This is a genomic window from Paenibacillus sp. FSL H8-0537 (genome assembly GCF_038051995.1).
Taxonomy (GTDB): Bacteria; Bacillota; Bacilli; order Paenibacillales; family Paenibacillaceae; genus Pristimantibacillus.
In genome coordinates this window covers 1,315,304-1,332,921 of sequence record NZ_CP150290.1, presented here as the reverse complement: position 1 = coordinate 1,332,921, position 17,618 = coordinate 1,315,304, and the positions used below count along the sequence as shown (strand labels likewise).

The 17,618-nt window shown below is 43.2% G+C and carries 15 protein-coding genes, 1 pseudogene and 1 CRISPR repeat array; of the genes and pseudogenes, 2 read left to right on the top strand and 14 right to left on the bottom strand.

The features are described 5' to 3' along the window. Positions 1-202: 202 nt before the first annotated feature. The 3 genes from MHB80_RS05380 to MHB80_RS05370 form a co-directional block, all read right to left on the bottom strand. The gene (locus MHB80_RS05380) at positions 203-3,241 is read right to left on the bottom strand and encodes an S-layer homology domain-containing protein (protein ID WP_341281215.1); all 3,039 of its coding nucleotides are present in this window, start codon (positions 3,239-3,241) and stop codon (positions 203-205) included. Between the two features lie 553 nt (positions 3,242-3,794). Continuing rightward, a complete protein-coding gene (locus MHB80_RS05375) occupies positions 3,795-4,607 on the bottom strand; it encodes an AAC(3) family N-acetyltransferase (protein ID WP_341281214.1) in 813 nt (270 codons plus the stop codon). A 17-nt stretch (positions 4,608-4,624) separates the two neighbouring features. Then, complete coding sequence (locus tag MHB80_RS05370; RefSeq protein ID WP_341281213.1) at positions 4,625-5,374, bottom strand: class I SAM-dependent methyltransferase; 750 nt, start codon at positions 5,372-5,374, stop codon at positions 4,625-4,627. Between the two features lie 170 nt (positions 5,375-5,544). Between MHB80_RS05370 and MHB80_RS05365 the strand changes: the two genes are divergently transcribed. Next, positions 5,545-5,796 carry a hypothetical protein gene (locus MHB80_RS05365; RefSeq protein WP_341281212.1) on the top strand — a complete coding sequence of 84 codons (252 nt, stop codon included), beginning with the start codon at positions 5,545-5,547 and terminating at the stop codon, positions 5,794-5,796. 358 nt (positions 5,797-6,154) lie between these two features. Here the strand turns inward: MHB80_RS05365 and MHB80_RS05360 are convergent, their stop codons facing one another. From MHB80_RS05360 to MHB80_RS05330, 7 genes and pseudogenes are all read right to left on the bottom strand, one after another. After that, the gene (locus MHB80_RS05360; RefSeq protein WP_341281211.1) at positions 6,155-7,117 is read right to left on the bottom strand and encodes an extracellular solute-binding protein; all 963 of its coding nucleotides are present in this window, start codon (positions 7,115-7,117) and stop codon (positions 6,155-6,157) included. A gap of 87 nt (positions 7,118-7,204) precedes the next feature. Next, positions 7,205-7,968: pseudogene (locus MHB80_RS05355) on the bottom strand (IS5 family transposase). 21 nt (positions 7,969-7,989) lie between these two features. After that, positions 7,990-8,385: a hypothetical protein gene (locus MHB80_RS05350; RefSeq protein WP_341281210.1), complete on the bottom strand. Its 396-nt coding sequence runs from the start codon at positions 8,383-8,385 to the stop codon at positions 7,990-7,992. A 25-nt stretch (positions 8,386-8,410) separates the two neighbouring features. Then, complete coding sequence (locus tag MHB80_RS05345; RefSeq protein ID WP_341281209.1) at positions 8,411-9,637, bottom strand: hypothetical protein; 1,227 nt, start codon at positions 9,635-9,637, stop codon at positions 8,411-8,413. After that, entirely contained in the window at positions 9,630-10,250 is a 621-nt protein-coding gene (locus tag MHB80_RS05340; protein WP_341281208.1) for an ATP-binding cassette domain-containing protein, read from the bottom strand. Before MHB80_RS05340 ends, MHB80_RS05345 begins: the two co-directional genes overlap by 8 nt. 19 nt (positions 10,251-10,269) lie before the next feature. Next, positions 10,270-11,190, bottom strand: a complete 921-nt coding sequence (locus MHB80_RS05335; protein ID WP_341281207.1) for a hypothetical protein — start codon at positions 11,188-11,190, stop codon at positions 10,270-10,272. A 100-nt stretch (positions 11,191-11,290) separates the two neighbouring features. Beyond that, positions 11,291-11,818, bottom strand: a complete 528-nt coding sequence (locus tag MHB80_RS05330) for a hypothetical protein (protein ID WP_341281206.1) — start codon at positions 11,816-11,818, stop codon at positions 11,291-11,293. A 314-nt stretch (positions 11,819-12,132) separates the two neighbouring features. Here MHB80_RS05330 and MHB80_RS05325 point away from each other — a divergent pair, with 314 nt between their 5' ends. Further along, positions 12,133-12,654 (top strand): DUF4825 domain-containing protein, encoded by a 522-nt coding sequence (locus MHB80_RS05325; protein WP_341281205.1) that lies wholly within the window; start codon positions 12,133-12,135, stop codon positions 12,652-12,654. 445 nt (positions 12,655-13,099) lie between these two features. Continuing rightward, a CRISPR array of direct repeats spans positions 13,100-14,541; the repeat unit is 33 nt; unit sequence GTTTCAATCCACGCACTCCATACGGAGTGCGAC. 206 nt (positions 14,542-14,747) lie between these two features. On the opposite strand, the gene cas2 is transcribed toward MHB80_RS05325, so the two are convergent. From cas2 to cas7c, 4 genes are read right to left on the bottom strand one after another with little or no spacing between them, the layout of a single operon-like run. Further along, positions 14,748-15,038 (bottom strand): CRISPR-associated endonuclease Cas2, encoded by a 291-nt coding sequence (gene cas2 / locus MHB80_RS05320; RefSeq protein ID WP_056034675.1) that lies wholly within the window; start codon positions 15,036-15,038, stop codon positions 14,748-14,750. An 8-nt stretch (positions 15,039-15,046) separates the two neighbouring features. Beyond that, positions 15,047-16,078, bottom strand: a complete 1,032-nt coding sequence (gene cas1c, locus MHB80_RS05315; protein ID WP_341281204.1) for a type I-C CRISPR-associated endonuclease Cas1c — start codon at positions 16,076-16,078, stop codon at positions 15,047-15,049. Next, positions 16,075-16,734 (bottom strand): CRISPR-associated protein Cas4, encoded by a 660-nt coding sequence (cas4, locus tag MHB80_RS05310; protein ID WP_341281203.1) that lies wholly within the window; start codon positions 16,732-16,734, stop codon positions 16,075-16,077. Before cas4 ends, cas1c begins: the two co-directional genes overlap by 4 nt. Continuing rightward, the gene (cas7c, locus tag MHB80_RS05305; RefSeq protein WP_341281202.1) at positions 16,721-17,602 is read right to left on the bottom strand and encodes a type I-C CRISPR-associated protein Cas7/Csd2; all 882 of its coding nucleotides are present in this window, start codon (positions 17,600-17,602) and stop codon (positions 16,721-16,723) included. Before cas7c ends, cas4 begins: the two co-directional genes overlap by 14 nt. Positions 17,603-17,618: the final 16 nt, after the last annotated feature.

Here is a 17,618-nt window from a genome sequence, read left to right as displayed (position 1 = left end):
CTGGTCGCCTTACATCGTCTGGTTGATCATTAGATGGAGTCAAAAAAATAAAAAATCCACAACCTTTTTTAAACAACACCTCCCTTTACTAGACACCATCTAACAAGTGGGATGCAGATTATTTCGGTTGTGGATTCGCATGGTGGAACGTGGCTATTAGAACAAATTACAGCTATTATTCAGTTCGAACCAAAATCCAATCCTATATAAAATTTAATAGTTTCAGCATACGCGAGAGAAGTGTAACCATTTCTGCCCGAGTTGCTTCTTCTTGCGGCTTGAAATTACCTTGCTGATCGCCTTTAATGATTCCTAAACTAAGCGCTTGATAAATAGAATCCTCCGCCCAAGATGAAATGGATTCCACATCTTCTAAAGCTAACACCCTATTAGCTGTCTGCAAAGAAGGATTAGCATAAGCAATAGCTCGGGTAAGCATAACCGCCAACTCCTCACGTGTCACACGGTTGTTCGGACGGAAAGTCCCGTCACTATATCCCTTGATTAATCCCACCTGCTCAGCTGCGATAACATCTGCTTCATACCATTTCCCATCCACATCAGAAAAGCTAAATTCAGTGTTATTCAACGGAATCCCTATTGCACGTACAAGTAATGCAGCCGTTTCTGCTCGGGTAAGCATACCATTCGGATCAAAATTCATTTCGCTACGCCCCTGAACGATGAACTTAGCTGCAAGTAACTCTATATCCGACTTTGCCCAATGATTCTGCAAATCTACAAAGCCAACTCGACGATCAATTACGAAAAAGTAGCCGTTTCGCATACTCTTCACAATTGCTGTGACTTTACCATTCTCATTTATGAATTGTGCAGGAACAAAGTTGAACGCTTGCTTCTCTTCATCCCAAAATACGACTGTAGCAAAATCGGACTCTTGGCCATCAAGCTCAATCTTTCTTTCAACATAGGATGTGAACGCTGAGATCTCAGAGCTTCTCCCTTGATCATCTAGTCCATTAACGTTGAACACAACTGGCCCTGCCCAAACATTTGCGCCAAGACTCTTCTTAACTTCAACAAATTCTGTTGTCGTATCTGCTCTGCCTATTTTAATGGTTAAATCATGATTATTCCCTGCAATCGCCATCTCTTGAATCGGTATGGTAATTTCGTCTTTTACTGTAATGAATTGCAGTTTCATTGATGGTGAAATGGCCATTAACTGCGTTAATGTCGCTTTACTAATCATAAATTCTGCAACTTCACTATCTGATTTGATTGTAACTAATCCTTTTTTCAAATCATCAAGTTTTAGTTCAACTCGTTGTTTTCCATTAGCTGACATAACCTCAATGTAATTCGATACTCCAGAACTAGTGTTACTCCCAGAATTAGTGTTACTTCCAGAATTAGTGTTACTTCCAGAACTAGTGTTACTGTTTGCAATAATGATTAGCGGATAAATGGCTTCATAAGTAGCACCATCAGCTGTTATCGTCGCTTTAAGTGTTATGCTCTTATTCCCCTCTGTATAGGACGGGCGTTGTACATAACCTGTCGCACCATCTACAAATTGATTATTCGAGGAAACCCATTGAATGCTTCTACCTTCATCATCGGTTGCTGGAAGACCGAGAGGTCCAATAACTGATGAAGCGGTATCGTTAGTAGCATAAGTTAATTTCGGAACATCATACACGTTGAGCTTCGCAGTATTGCTCGTAACTTCATAGTTACCTAAACGTTGATTAGGATCAATGATTTCAGTCTCTATCGTATAATTGCCAACTGGGCTGCTTTGCTCTGCAAGCGTCACATACTTCACGGATATATCGTCGTTGTTCCGCACACCTGTTACAACACCGTCCAGGAAGGGATTCGCATTGTTTACCCAACGCGATATGGTGTGAGGCGTTACTGTAATCGGCGCTCTCGTAACGGATAGACTGCCTGCGGTTTTCGTTACTTCGTAATTTCCTAGCTTGTTATTCGGGTCAACCAGTGACGCTTCAATCGCATAGTTCCCTACATTACTTGCTTGATCAGCGCCCGTTGCGTAAGTTGCTGTAATCCCATCTGACGATAAACCGCCCACTATCGTTCCTGTGAATACCGAATTGCTCATTCCGTATTCACGCGTCGCATCGTCTGCGGTTACCGATAGTGACGCTTTCGTAACACTCAGACTACCCGAGGTTTTCGTTACTTCGTAATTTCCTAGCTTATTATTCGGATCAACCAGTGCTGCTTCAATCGCATAGCTCCCTACATGACTTGCTTGGTCAGCGCTCGTAGCATAAGTTGCCGTAATTCCATCTGACGATAAACCGCCTACTATCGTTCCTGTGAATACCGGATTGCTCGTACCATATGCACGAGTCGCATCGTTTGCGGTTACTGCAAGAGGCCTCTTATCGACCCTCAGCGTAACAGAATCATTCGAAGTAAGATGGGTAGGGTCTCCTGCGAATTCCGCTGTAAGTGTATGATTCCCTATTGCCGTGTTAACCGAATAGCTGAATATCGCTTCACCATTTCCATTCGTATTAGATGAACCAAGAACGTTTCCATCCAGAGAAAATGTGACTGTTTTATTCGATACTGCCTGATTTTGAACATCCAGCAATGTAGCTCTGATCTCCTCAGTATCACCATAAGTTGTTGTAAGCTGGTCCAACTGCAAAGAAGTCGAATAGTCCCTCTGCTGAGAAGCTACATACGTCCTGAATGCAAAATCAAAATTGAAATTATCCCAAGATTCAAAATAATACGGTGTACCGCCGTTATATGCGCTAGGATTGTATATTCTCCAAGTGACTTGGTTCACTTGACTTGGTTCATTGTTGGTTGTCTCCATCATCATGCCATAAATCTTGTTAGACTCCACATAAATCCCTTCGTTAAAATTAAACCGAACCCATCCTCCCGGAAATACAGGCACAATACTACTGCTTACCTTCGCTACGCCTAGTACTGTCCCATTAATATCGGCGCCTTCATGAATCGTCAAGCTTATCTCTCGCTCAGTAGCTGAAGATTGACCAAGAAATACATCGACATCGTACATCCATCCCGTTTTGCCTGCAGTAAAGCTTTGTCCTACACCCTTTGATCCGCCTTGCGAATTCGGAATCGTATTATCTGTATCCGATGTTTGATCAATTGGATCAACGAATGACGCTTGGCTAGATTCCGGCATTGCGAAGGCAATCAATAAAATACCAATTACGATAAGAACCCCTTTTTTAAAAAGGTTCATCTGTCTTGAATGTAGCATGGTTGCAACGCTTCCTTCCGTTCTTTATTAGTATGTAATATGAATGCTCTTATCTTAAAAATTAATAAACGCACCAAACTATTAACATTATTATACACCATAACCTTTTCGCTACTAGGATTAATCTATATATAAAAAAATTCAAAATGACCTTAAAAATAGCTGTAATTAACCCTTACCGTTCAATTACTTATTTAATATTGAAAAATGGGTACTGTCACTCACACTTGTATCCTCTTGCCCGAATATGATTGTTTAGAAAAGAACCGACAATGTTACGCATCCTTCGAAGGAGATGTGGTCCAGTGACACAACTTGGTGGGGGCTGTTTGACGCTTACAATGAAAACATGATAGAGGATGTGTTCGTGTTTCAATCCACGCACTCCATACGGAGTGCGACAGCGAAAATACATATAAACAAAATCTAAATGAAATATTGACTTTTCCCCAAGCTCTTGATTATTGTCATGATTCGACAAATTTTGAGGTGCGAATCTTCTAGGGTTTTTATGGGAGCTTCCGATTCGCACCTAAATCGGCATAACCTTTTTTCACTCCATAGGACGATGGATCATCAGCCACTGCTTGGCAAAATCGACCGCCTCTTTCAGATCAAAAAGCCGAGACTCGGCGCTGCCTACCGCACCTTTTTGCACAGAGCCCTCATGATCGTAGAACTGTCCAATCCGGCCAAAATCTTCTGAGTCATAAGCGAAATCCGTAAACCATTTCCATACTCGCTCGTCCCCTTCATAAATAGCTGTTCCCAGCTGCTTCGTCGGCAGACGCTCACTCATTGCTTCAGCCAGATGAAAGCTTGTACAAGATTCATACCCCGTCCCCAGCATCAGCACCTTGGCGCCCAAACCGTACAGCTTACCGAGTGGCGACGCCATGCCGAATTGTGGGCTTAGCATATGCTCGGATGTGATAAGCTCCGCATACTTGCCATTGGCGCAAAAAGAAACCTGCGGGTGCGTTGAGCGCACCGTCGCTGGAAACGTTCGGAACAGCTCCGCAATACGACCCATTCCCCGCGTGGGTGATAAAGCTGGATCGAAAGCCGGAAGCTCCCGATAAATCGTCTCATACCACTCCTCTGGAACCGGAGGATTCCCCCACTCGGCGGGATCACTCCAATCCCCGGTTTGCGCAGGCATAATTAACGTGCCCTCATCTCCGACCGTCTGCATAAGCGCCTGCACCATAGCCTGCGGGCCGCCGCATACCCAGCCCAAGCGCGACAAGGAGGCGTGCACCAGCACCGCATCGCCCTCTCGAACGCCTAGTCTTCGCAAATCCTTCACGATGTCGTTTATTGTAATCGGTCTTTTCTGACTGTTAATCAGCTGCTGTTCTCTCACATTTGTTCCCCCTGCTTCTACCTTTGTGCCTTAATGATAAACCGCTCTGCGTTCGTTTTGATGCCTCTTTCCGACTTATTATCCTGAATGAAGGCTTCTAATCGCCCAAAATCTTCCGGCTGCTGCCCAAAATTCGGAATAATCGGCGTATGCTTAAGCAGAAAAATCAAATCCTCCGCCGTCTCATAAAACTCCGCGACATTCCACTCCATAACCTCAATCTTCGTAAAGCCAGCTTCGGTCAGCTCCGCTATATACTTCTCCTTGAGCGAGCCTGGCTTCTCCCCGTAGGCTTGCCCTCTTCCGAACGTCTGCTTGAGATTCAGCTTATCGTTCTCGCTCACTTGCTGCGTTAGGAAGGTGCCACCATGCTCCAGCACCCGGGCTACCTCCTGCGCATGGAAGGCCGAGTGCCTACAGGAAACGATTTGAAAGAAGCGGTCTGGAAAATCCAGCTTGTCCGCATTCATTGGCAGTACGCGAACGTTGCTGCGTTCAGCTATCGTTATATTTTTCATAGCGGTATTGACCATGCTTGTAGATAAATCAATCCCCACCAGCAGCAGGGCACAGTCCGCAATTGATAAAATAGCTTCCCCGCCGCCCGTACCAATATCGAGCAGAAGATCGGATTTTCTACTAAGCTTGACGACCTCCTGATACAAGTCCCACTTCGCTTCCTCCGAAATACACTTCAGCCTGCTGAAATCCCAGCCATTGCTTGCTCCAACCTCATTATAAAAAGCCTCGTAGTCGATTTGATTCATTATGATTCAGCCTTTCCTTAAAAATCCAGAATATCCCGTGCGCGCATAATAGTCTAAAAGACAGCTGCTTTGTAAATTGTAACATTTTAGGGGGCGTTTTCGTAATAAAGTGTATATAAAATGCTGTTACTCGCTTTTGCAGGGTAATCCTTGTATCGGGGGAATTTGCGATGAGAAACGAAAAATTAGTTCTTGTACTGTCGCTATTTTTAATTTTTTTCGGCTTAAGCGCCATTATTTTTGGCTATTGGGAAGCCTTGCAGCCGAGAACGGGTCCTGTTGGAAACGGAGTTGTATTTCCAACCTTACTTCAAATACTCCCCTCTATTCTAGCCATCGTGACGGGTGTTCTGAATCTGGCCCATTTCGTCTATGTACGCAGAAAGGTCTATTATAAGAACAAAAACAATCACAATAAGTGAGTAGAGAAGATCATTGGAAAATAGGCTGCTTCCCCGTAGATGATACGACACGGAAGCAGCCTATTTTTTCAATTTAAACAAATGCGCTTGTAGTAACCCCAATCAGGAATCATGCTGAATGTGTTTTTAATTCACTACTGTGTACGGAGTGCGACAGCGTTTATCTTTTTGTTCTGTACTAAATTTTAAAGACGCCTCAAGCTTTCAATATAACTTGAGGCGTCTTTTTACTATTCTTTTAGTAAACTCTACAATAGAGTACTCTCATCAAATCACTAACGCTACCAGTATGTCTGGTTTAACCTCAGATTATTAATCTTGCAAGTGTCAAGTTATAAAGCAAGAATCCCAGGTGTTGTTAAAGAATTTTCTGAAGATTAATATTCCCTTCTATCTCCCACTCTCTCAGAGCCTGACGAACCTCTTTATCCCCGATAAGAACTTCATTTAATTTATTACGCCCGATGTCCAACACTTGGTACAGGTCTGGCTTCTCATCTAACATTCGTCCGAGCCTAATCTGATAGGGGGCAGGCACTAGATTGAAAAAAGCATCTAGCTTGTAATTCAGATTGCTCTGGGGCTTGTTTGATTTAACATAGGTGAATAAATCGTTGTTATTGCTGCGTGATTTCGTATTTGCCCATTCCTTGCTATTGATGAACTTAATAAAGTCCCAAGCCTCCTTTTTGTTTTGCGTATTTGCAGCTATACCCATTGCATTGCTAATTGTAATGTTCCCACCTACGCCTGGCTGATCAGCATGGATAGGCAGGGTAACCACATCCCATTCAATCTGTTCCATTCCCTGAATTTGTGGCGCATTCAGATTCGCGTCCATTATCTGATTGACGTAATTGTACGAAGCAATTGTCATAGCCGTTTGTCCCGATAGAAAGTAATCGTTAGAATAGGGATTCATAATGTCATTGCTTGCTTCAGAAGCATTTTTATTCTCGACATCAGGCAGTGGAAGCTTTGTATGGCGAGCCAAATTAATAAAGTCCGTCCAGATCCGTTCCCAACTATCCGTATCAACCGTCATTTTACGTTCCTTTTCGTTAAAAATCATGGTTTGAAGCGGCGACGCATAACTCAACATATCGTAAAACGCATCCGAAGAGAAACTGTTGAAAGTAAATCCATGCGATAATTCCCCTTCACCTAGATGAAGGCGCCCTGCCAACTGAATTAAATCATCCCAGGTCATTCCATCGCGAGGGAATGGAACTTCCTGTCTCTCAAAGATCGTTTTATTATAAAAGAGTGCTGTGGTTGAAAACGTTGGTGAGAGACCATATGTATTGCCATTACCTATCATGGACAACGTATTATTAACTGGCGCGGCTAGTTCACCCGTTTCAATCTGACTTTCTTTTATTAAGGGATCTAGGGCGTGTACGCAAACCTATTTGAGCCATAAACGAATGGAAAGCAGCGTCAAAAAAGCCTTGAACATATTCGCTGTTTTCTCATAGCGAGTAGCCAAACGACGGTAGTTTTTAATTTTGTTGAAAAAGCATTCGATGAGATGCCGTTCTTTGTACATGTCAGCATCTAACGGACGCTTTACTTTCCGATTGCGTTTGCTTGGGATCACCGGAGTAATTCCACGAACTTGCAAAAGCTCCATAATAGCATTGGTGTCGTAGGCGCGGTCCGCCAACACTTCACCTGGGCAGAAGTCTAGCTCCTGAAGAAGGCGGTAGCCCGTGATCGAATCGTGTTCTTGTCCTGGTGTCAATTCGAATCGCAGCGGATAGCCCAGCGCGTCCACCATGGCATGAATTTTGGTGGTTAGTCCTCCGCGCGAACGTCCGATGGCTTGCCGATCCTGCCCCCTTTTGCGCCCGCTCCATGTTGATGGACGCGGACGATGGTAGCATCGACCATGACTTGCTCCCAATCTGGTTCGATTGCGACATGCTTCAGAATTTCATCCCAAATATTTGCTTTTTGTAGACGCCAGAAAAAGCTGTAGGCGGAGGACCATGGCCCATAGTGACTGGGCAAATCTCGCCATGGCGCTCCCGTTCGAGCCACCCATAGCACCGCGTTCAGCATCTGGCGACGATCTTTGGGTGGGCGTCCTCCTTGTTTTTTTCGGGCCGGGGGCAACAGGGCGTCAAGGATATTCCATTCTTCATCCGTTAACTCGTATCTTCTTCTCATATCCCTTATTTTACTAAATTTCTACAGATTGTACAGTTTGCGTACACGCCCTAGATTTATCAACAAATTCTCATCAATCAGTCTCCACAAGCTTTGGTAATCAACCAGAACAAGATCAGCTTTACTTGAATCCAATAATGTTGTCTTTAATTGCTCCAATGGACTCTGCTCCTGCTCACCATCCGTCATAACAGGGATAAATTCTATCGTGACGTTCGGATGAGTAAACTCATAAATCTCGGCGTACTGTTGTCTAAGCCAGTTGTTCTCAGACTCACCGTATGTAGTTGCGATCCGCAGCAATACGCTGTTCGCATCATCGTTTTCGGATGGACTAGAAGTACAACCTATTAAGGTTATCATGAATACAATTATCACAATAACTGCACTTACCATGTTCTTAGCTTTACGTTGCATGCTAGGAGCCTCCAGAAAATTGTACTTATTCGAATTCTTTGTTTATCTTAAGGAGCGTGAGTATATTCTTCTTTGAATATTGCCGTAGGATCCATAAAACAATTATACGATTAATTGCGAGAAGGATTAAAATTACCAGTACTATAATGGAGAATGTGAATAGATACACATTTTCACCAATGAAAATAGCACTTACTACCACGATGTAAAGCGTTATCCCCACGGCAGTGAAAAAGAAGATTGCGTTAATATTCCGTGAGTATATCTGATTAATTGTTGTTGGGTTGTACCCCAGTTGTTTTAAAATTCCCATATCCTTTTGCTGTACTTTAAGATAAGAATTAAACGACAATATCACATGCGCGGCCGTTATCATCAGAATTAGAAACCCTAAGGTCAATGACAATACTAGCGTATTTTTCATGGACACATCAAAATTATCAAATGCTTTAAACGTATAATTTGTATTATATCCTTCATCATTGACCAGTTCTGCAATTCCTTCCACTTGAGATAATGCGTCGACGTAGACATATATCTTCCTCAAGGATTGGATACCGAACGGATTATGACTATCATATTCCTTGACGAATTGGTCCCATTGAATCACATATGTTTTTTCGATCATTTCTTTATACGTTTTGCTACCTATATAAATAGTTTCTAATTGTTCATCGTTATAAAGGGAAAAAGGGTTTTTATCTGATACTCCTAACTGATAGTACATCGGATAATCGACGATCTCGCTACTACTCAGCCCGTCTTCATGGACTTTGACAATGGGGAGTTTCAAGGTTAGCACCTGATCTAATTCCATCTTTCCGCAAGCTTTTCTTATTTCCAAGTCACAGCTTCCTAAAAATTCGCCACCTGCCTCATCGAGGCCATAAATAAAATGAGTACCTCCCTTTGCATCTTGAATCCCGAAGTTAAACTGATACTCCTTAAAGACCTTATAGCTTGTATCGGGGTACTTTTTTTCAATCTCTTCACGAATGGTCGTTTCATCCTCGTATTTCAGAGGTTGAGCATGCATCGCATTTCCTTGCGAGGTCGTAATTTCAATGATATGCGTATTATCATTGGAGAGAAAATCTTTATCTACTTGGAGATATTGATTAATAAAATACACGGCTGAGCTCGCAATCAATACTAGAGAGAAGATGAAGAGCAAAATTGAAATTCGTAGATACGAATTTGATTTCTTAAGGATTAAACGGGATATAACAGGCGTGTTCTTAGCTTTATTCATGATATAATCTCCCGTTCTCCAGTCTCAGGTCCATCCCACCCTCTAACAGAAGGTTGCTTTCATGACTAACCACAATAATCAACTTGTTTTTAAATACATTTTCAATGGTCTTGATAATCTGTTCTTTGTTTTTTGTGTCAAGCTTTGAGGTCGGCTCGTCCATCAGAACGATATCCGGCTCCGAAATAAGAATGGACGCTAACTGGACACGTTGTTTCTCTCCGCCGGAAAGCATCGATACTTTTCTTTCTTTTAGATCGAGAATATTAAAGTTGCTCAATGTTTGCACGATTAGCGATTCAAAATGTGAATCAGCATGGTGATTAGGCGAGAAAGAAGCATACTTAATGAATAAATTTTCTCTGACTGTTAAATTTGAGAAGAGCATTTCATCTTGGAATAAATATCCTATATTTGAAGAGCCCTCCCCTTCTACATGACCGCTATCCGGGTTATCGTAACCTGCTATTAAATTGAGCAACGTTGTCTTCCCAGATCCGCTTTGCCCATGAATGATATAACGGTTTGGACTATGAAATTCAAAATCGATACGATTAAGAATATCCTTATCACCGAACCGTTTCGTCAAACCTACCAATTTTAATGTCTTCATGGTCCCCTCTTATCTACAGTTATGGAATATTGATTTGCTTAATGTATGCTTCGCAATAAACAGTAACGACTTGATCATCGACTGAAAAGTCAATGACGCCTGAAGCACTTCCTATTTGTTTCTTAGACGCAATATCAATAACATCCAGCACAAGATCTGCTTGTTGGTTAGGATAGATTTGAATAAGAATTCCATGTTTATCGTCTATGTAATTCAACGTTTTTTTCTCGAATTGTATTCGATCATTAAATATCAATTCATTGCTAGAAGTTAGCAATTCTCCATTTGTACTATATAACTCCCCAGTTTCGAGATTATCCGCTTCAATCCGTGGTGCTGCATCTAAATTGTTCAATAATAAGGATTGTAAATTAAAAGAATTTGAAGTTTCGTCATATACCGTATAGTAAAGTTTATCTTTAACTATCGTCCCGTATGACACCAGTGCCGATACATTAGGAAGATCTTTCGTGCTATCATTAATTAATTCTGCAATAGTACGTTTCGTTTCCTTCCCACTGTCATCATAATAGGAATGAATAAAAAAATAACGCTCACCATTTGTTGCCAAAGGAAAAATGGCTTCGTTTTTTCTATCTTTCAATAGTACGCTTTCCGTAACGTTATCCTTGTCGATTCTTAATATCGAGAAACCATTTGTAAGGCTGTTTCCAACCGTAAAGTATGGGCTGATGGTATTAAATTCATAGTAAATATAATTTGGAATATCCTGTTGTTCTTCGATGGACTTTGTCTTCTCATTATAAGTGAGTAGCTTTTGAGAATACCGATTGATTAGATACATACATTGGCCCTCTTCACTGCATTTAGGCAGTTCAACATTATTCACCGTCCCACCGCCTGGCTGTACGTCACTTTGCCGACTACAACCTGCTAGCGCGAGTTGAACAATAAGCAACATCAAGACGAATTTCTTCATTTGCCCCCCATATCGATCATGAAAGATAGTAAACGACAGGTAAAGAATCAGCCGCATACACGGTCGATTCTTTACTTGTTATCTTCTTCAGTTTTGCAAATTAAACGCCTGCGCTAATTTCGTAATACTTAGGGTCGCTCGAAAGCTTTACTTTAGCGGTGTTTGTTGTAACAATCGTTCCACTTCTATAGTCGGTGCTCGGTCCGATAACGATGTTTGAACGCCAATCCGACGATTTTGATCCATTGGCATTCTCCCAAAACTTCAGAACCGTTGTCGTACTCGCCCATGCGGAACCGCCCCCAGCGCTTACGCCGTCAGCGGCAACGCCCATGGAAATATTTGCGGAGTTTCTCAAAGAGGCTGTGCTGCTCCATGAAGTCCTAATGGACGATACTATTTTCGTACCGCTATAAACGGCAGATACCTGCCAATCCCATTGAAGCGTATTTCCGGAGCTTGTCGCGACCGTAGCTCTCCAAACATTAGAGGTTAAAGTACCTTGACTGGATGGTATGGTCAGTTGTTTTGCTTGGGTACTGGCAAATGAAATTCCGGCAAACAAAGAAAGACTTAAAATAGGCACAGATAAAAGAGTTGCACAGGTTTTCTTAAGATTAAATGTCATTACTTAACCTCCATATGAAAATAAGTTTTTATTTGAAAGCTGGCCAGCTCTTCAAAACACCATTCTCCCATATCTTACTTACTTATCTAACACATAGAATGATAGCATATAATTTCCAATTTGATAATACCAATTACAATTTTATCAAAATATTGTAACTTTTTAGACATTTTCATTAGCAAGGGATATTTCCTGTAAGAGTGGGACAGCACATCTGGGGACACGTATGGGAGACTAACTTGAACTTCCCTCAAAACCTATGGTATGGTTAATACGTTAAAATGTGGAAGTAGATTGAACTAGAGAGGTGAAGCATGAAATTTTTTGAGAAGGATTATAAATTTCTTATTATTATGATGGTAATGATGCTTACGTTGGTCGCGTGCAATTCAACTAACAAGGTTTCGGATTCTGATGAGGATTTATTTAAGTTTAAGAATACACTTATTGGCAGTAACAGTGCTGTGGGACAAATTGTTCATCAGTTGCCTGCAAACGATAAATTAGACAAGATGATGCTTGAAACTGAACAAGAGCCGTATGGCCTTTCCTTAAATTATAAAAATGACAATAATCCGCTCTCCCCTGACGATTGGGAGCAAACGATTGTCTACAATGCCTCTTTTATTTTCGCCCTGATTCCAAATGTAGACCGAATAACGTTTACGGTGGAGGAAAAGACATATGTTATCCACCGTGAGTTTCTTCAGAAATGGTATGATGGTCACGTTCTTGTGGAATTTGAATCTACCAATGATTTAAAGGAATTTATCGGGAAATATATCTCAGACCAACAAAAAATGGATCAGCTATTTGAAGTAGTAGCTAACCAGTAATAACTACTCTAGGTTTATACTTATCTTGCTCCAACTAACCCTGTTAGTAAACTTAACTTGACTGAGTTCCTTTGATTTTCTGACTCTTCGAATATCCTCCCCAATTGTTGGAATTATCATTTCCCCATGAATACAGAAAAGTCCCGATGAATTTAATCGGGACTTTTCTAGTTGAATATAGTGCTGATTGCTACAGCTACTTTTTATATTCAGAAAATAGATTCTATGTTCGAATTCCAAAAGGTCGAACGGCACTTAAAGATAGTTTTAATCCTTTGGAATTTATAAAAAAATTCAAATGTCATCTGTCTGCCCTTTGGCCTTCTTACTTATGAAGAGTCCGTGCTTTTTCTTCCGACCTACTACTTATGGCTAGGTAGCCGTTTCATCCGCTCCATAAGGAGCACGACATTAACATTTGTGACCATAATGATCCAAGAGCTCAGTTTCAATCCACGCACTCCATACGGAGTGCGATTTAGGGTTACAGTCGCAACAGCATCCAGCATACTGTTTCAATCCACGCACTCCGTAAGGAGTGCGACGGGCGACAAGTTAGAGTTAACATACAGCAACGGCGTTTCAATCCACGCACCCCGTACGGAGTGCGACGATATTCGATTGGTATACGGCGATCCGTAAGTGGTTTCAATCCACGCACTCCATACGGAGTGCGACGCATGTTCAGCAAATAAAACTATTGTCAACGAAGTTTCAATCCACGCACTCCATACGGAGTGCGACGAATGGCTCACCTTTGGATTTCATTCAACTAATTGTTTCAATCCACGCACTCCATACGGAGTGCGACAATAACTATCTTTGTTCCTCTTGAACTCTACTCCCAGTTTCAATCCACGCACTCCATACGGAGTGCGACAGACTTTGTAGAACAATTATACATATTACTTGATGTTTCAATCCACGCACTCCATACGGAGTGCGACGTGTCGAAATTAATGCTCTCGACTTTATCCGGCTGTTTCAATCCACGCACTCCATACGGAGTGCGACAAGGATGATTTCGGTTTTCTTTTTGTCATCATGCTGTTTCAATCCACGCACTCCATACGGAGTGCGACCCACGTACTCACTGCCAAGCAGCAGTTGTTTATTGTTTCAATCCACGCACTCCATACGGAGTGCGACTCACCATCTTCGTTATTTTGTTTATCGTAGTGGCGTTTCAATCCACGCACTCCATACGGAGTGCGACTAGTACAAGTAATGTCTACGAGCTTTACTTTAAAGTTTCAATCCACGCACTCCATACGGAGTGCGACTGCGTAGCTTCCGGAGATAAAACAAGACATGTGTGTTTCAATCCACGCACTCCATACGGAGTGCGACAATCAAAAGTTTGCAAAGCTACACGATCAGTAGGTTTCAATCCACGCACTCCATACGGAGTGCGACATAAACATTTGGCTAGTCTCTTTAGACAACTCGACGTTTCAATCCACGCACTCCATACGGAGTGCGACTTGCAGGAAAAGTTGCTGGAGAGTGGATCGGAAGTTTCAATCCACGCACTCCATACGGAGTGCGACAAAGGCATGCGAACAGATTTCGTTCGCATCATGCGTTTCAATCCACGCACTCCATACGGAGTGCGACGATATCTGACAAGCCGTAATTAAATTTGATCAACGGTTTCAATCCACGCACTCCATACGGAGTGCGACGAAGCTTCCTTGACATCCTTGTGGCGGTCATACTTGTTTCAATCCACGCACTCCATACGGAGTGCGACTTCACTTCAAATCAAAAAAAAGAAGAACCCTTATAGTTTCAATCCACGCACTCCATACGGAGTGCGACTTGGTTATTTTTATGGTGTGTCAGTTCCACAACGTTTCAATCCACGCACTCCATACGGAGTGCGACAGCGAAAATACAAGTGATTGATCCCATCATGGCATCAATCACCCCATTTTTCAATAAATTTAATACTAAAAAAATCTAGATCAAACCTTGACTTTTTTTGAAACCACTCAAATTCGACAATTTTCTACAATTTCTGAGGTGCGAATCCCCTAGGGTTTTTATGGGAGCTTCACATTCGCACCATGAATCTGCAAAAAAATTATTGTTTACAGAATAAGCGGAGCTTCCATATCATAGGCTTCTTTTGCACCGATGTGCTCTACCTTGCTTTTGTGATTATCACCCAAATTGTAGAAGCGCAGGCTATCCGTCTGCTTATCAATGAGCTCCTCCAATTCATACTTCAGTTGGCGAAACTTCGTCGCATCTACAATACATTCAAATACGGAGTTCTGCACCCGCTGACCGTAATTCAGACAGGTTTTCGCTACTCGGGAGAGCCTTCTACGCCCTTCCTTGCTTGATGTACTCACATCATACGTTATTAATACGAGCATATGAACACCTACTTCCAGAAAAATGGCGGGTATTCGTCCAAATCACCACGAATATGCCTCGCAAGCAATAAGGCCTGGGCGTAAGGAACAAGCCCCCAAGCTATCTTTTCGTTCAAATAGGGGTGCATAATCTTCTCCTGCTTGCGTTCTTGCCATGCCTTGAGCACCGCTTTCCTCGTGTCATCGTCCATGATGACGGCTCCATTTTCTTTTTTCACGAAGCCGCTGTCGTTAACGACCTTCTTGTTGATCAGATACAACACCATACGGTCAGCATACACGCTCCGCAGCTCCTCCATCATATCCAGAGCAAGCGAAGCTCTCCCCGGACGGTCCCGGTGCAGAAACCCGACGTAAGCGTCCAGTCCCACGGACTCCAGCGCGGCTGTCACATCTTTTGCAAGCAGAGAATAAGTGAAAGAAAGCAACGCATTGACATTATCCAGCGGAGGACGCTTATTTCGCCCATGAAAAAAAAACTTCTCCTTTTGCTGCAAAATCAACTGGTCAAACACCGAGTTGTATTGCACAGCAGCCGACCCTTCCAGCCCGCGCAAAATATCCAGCTGCTCCACGCCGCGAATAAGCTTCATCGTCTCCGATAGCGAAGCACTGACCTGCTTCATTCGCTCGATATCCATACGGAGGGCATGATCCCGCAAGGCTCGTTCAACCACCCACTTGCTGTTATACACTTTTCCCAAAATCATATTTCGGGCAAAAATAGCGCTTCGCCGCTCATCATCGGAAATTCGGTACTGCTCCTTGCGCAGCACAACGTTCCCTTTATCCTCACCGACGACCCGTGCCAAAAATCGTCCATTGCGGGTCATAAAGGTCAGTCCGATGTTATTTTCTGCGCATTTCCCCATAAGAGCTGGACTGACTCCCGCATAACCAAAGGTACAGACTCCCTCCAAATTATGCAGCGGATAGCGTCCGGCAATTTCGTCGTCCCGCTTTATAACAATATTTTCGCCATCGAGCGATAAATACGTATCCGGCATCGTAACAAACAGTGTGTTCAGCAGCTTTTTCATTCGTATAACCTGCTTTCAATAAAGCTTGAAACGGGTTTTCGCTCCAGCATTTCTGGCAAACAAACGACATTCAAAGAGCAGCTCTGACAATGCGGTCCCGGCTTCGCCCGTGGTGTATGGTTCCGCTCATAGTAGTGGCGCATTTCTTCCAAGCTTTGCTTGACCTTGGTTTTATCCGCTTCGGAGACAGGCACCTCCACCCGATGCTTGATTTCATCATAATAGAGATAGCCCATCGACAGTTCGCACATTAACATCTCTTCCAGACAAATGAGCTGGGCTACTAATTGCGAGCGGTCGGAATCATTCCGCTTCGGCTTGCCGCGTTTGTATTCCACGGGATACGGAAGGTATAACCCTTCCTCTCCCGCCAGTGGAACTCCTGAGCTATCTCGTATAAACTCTACGACATCGCATATGCCGGAAATGCCCAGCCGCCGTGATTGTACGGGAAGCGCGCGCACAATGAGCTTGTCCCCGCGTTTCTCCCGCAGCATGGGCTGATCGGCTTTGCGGTGCAAATGTGCCCCTTCAACGGTGCGGACATTTTCTTCCCATTGCTGCTCAATATGGATAAGCGCCCATTGCCTTCGGCAAAAGTTGAAATGCTGAATGCCAGAGAGCATTAGAAAATCTTCTTCGTCATAGTCCCACATATCTTTGGGGCTCCAAGCCTTCAAGAGGCTCAATTGTCCAAGTGTAGTCGTCGATCGATTTCCCTTCGACTACGTCATCTTTCAATTTAATTTTCAAGGAGCGATGCACCTTCGCTGAAGAATATTGTCCAAGCTTGGACTGGTGCTTCCACCAGAAAAGATTATGAACTTCCATGCTGCCGTCCGGGCGCGCGGATGAGGTATCATTTTCAAAAAGAGAAATAAGTGCTTGTTTGATCTTCTCCGCATCGTCCTTCGTAAAGCCAGTTTTCTCCGCCAATTGTGTATTGATGCTGCCATAAACAACATACACGCCAAAATCCACCCTATGCTTCATCCCCATCGTATCGGAACCCTTCTTGTTCGGGTCCTTGCCCGTCACCGAATTGACGCTTTTCGTAATTTGCGTGCTTGTAATGGCAATCGGCTCGACGCTAAGCGCTGTATGAATCGAGACAGGCCCGCGAACGCCCACGGATACACCCGATGACGCATCCGCCCCGCCGCTAAAGGCAAACACCTGACCGAAGCTCCGCACATCAACCCATGTCTTGCAGGCCGCCTGTGCGTATAGCTCATTGTTTTGCTTTTTTCCCTTAGCATACTCTTGAACATCGGCATTCGCATCTACACGTTCTTTAATGCTGCGGTACCCATCGTCACGGCGCTCATCCGACTGGACGAGAATCGCTTCTCCCATGTCTTGCAGCCTGTTGCGGATTTTGCGCTTTAGGCACACATCAGAAATCTCGCCAAGTCCTTCATAGGTTTGCCTTGGACGGTTCCCATTTAATGGGTCGCCATTCGGATTGGCATTTCGGACGGACAGAATAACGGCAAAATCAATTTTATGGTCAAGTACGCTCATTTTAATCTCTCCCTAT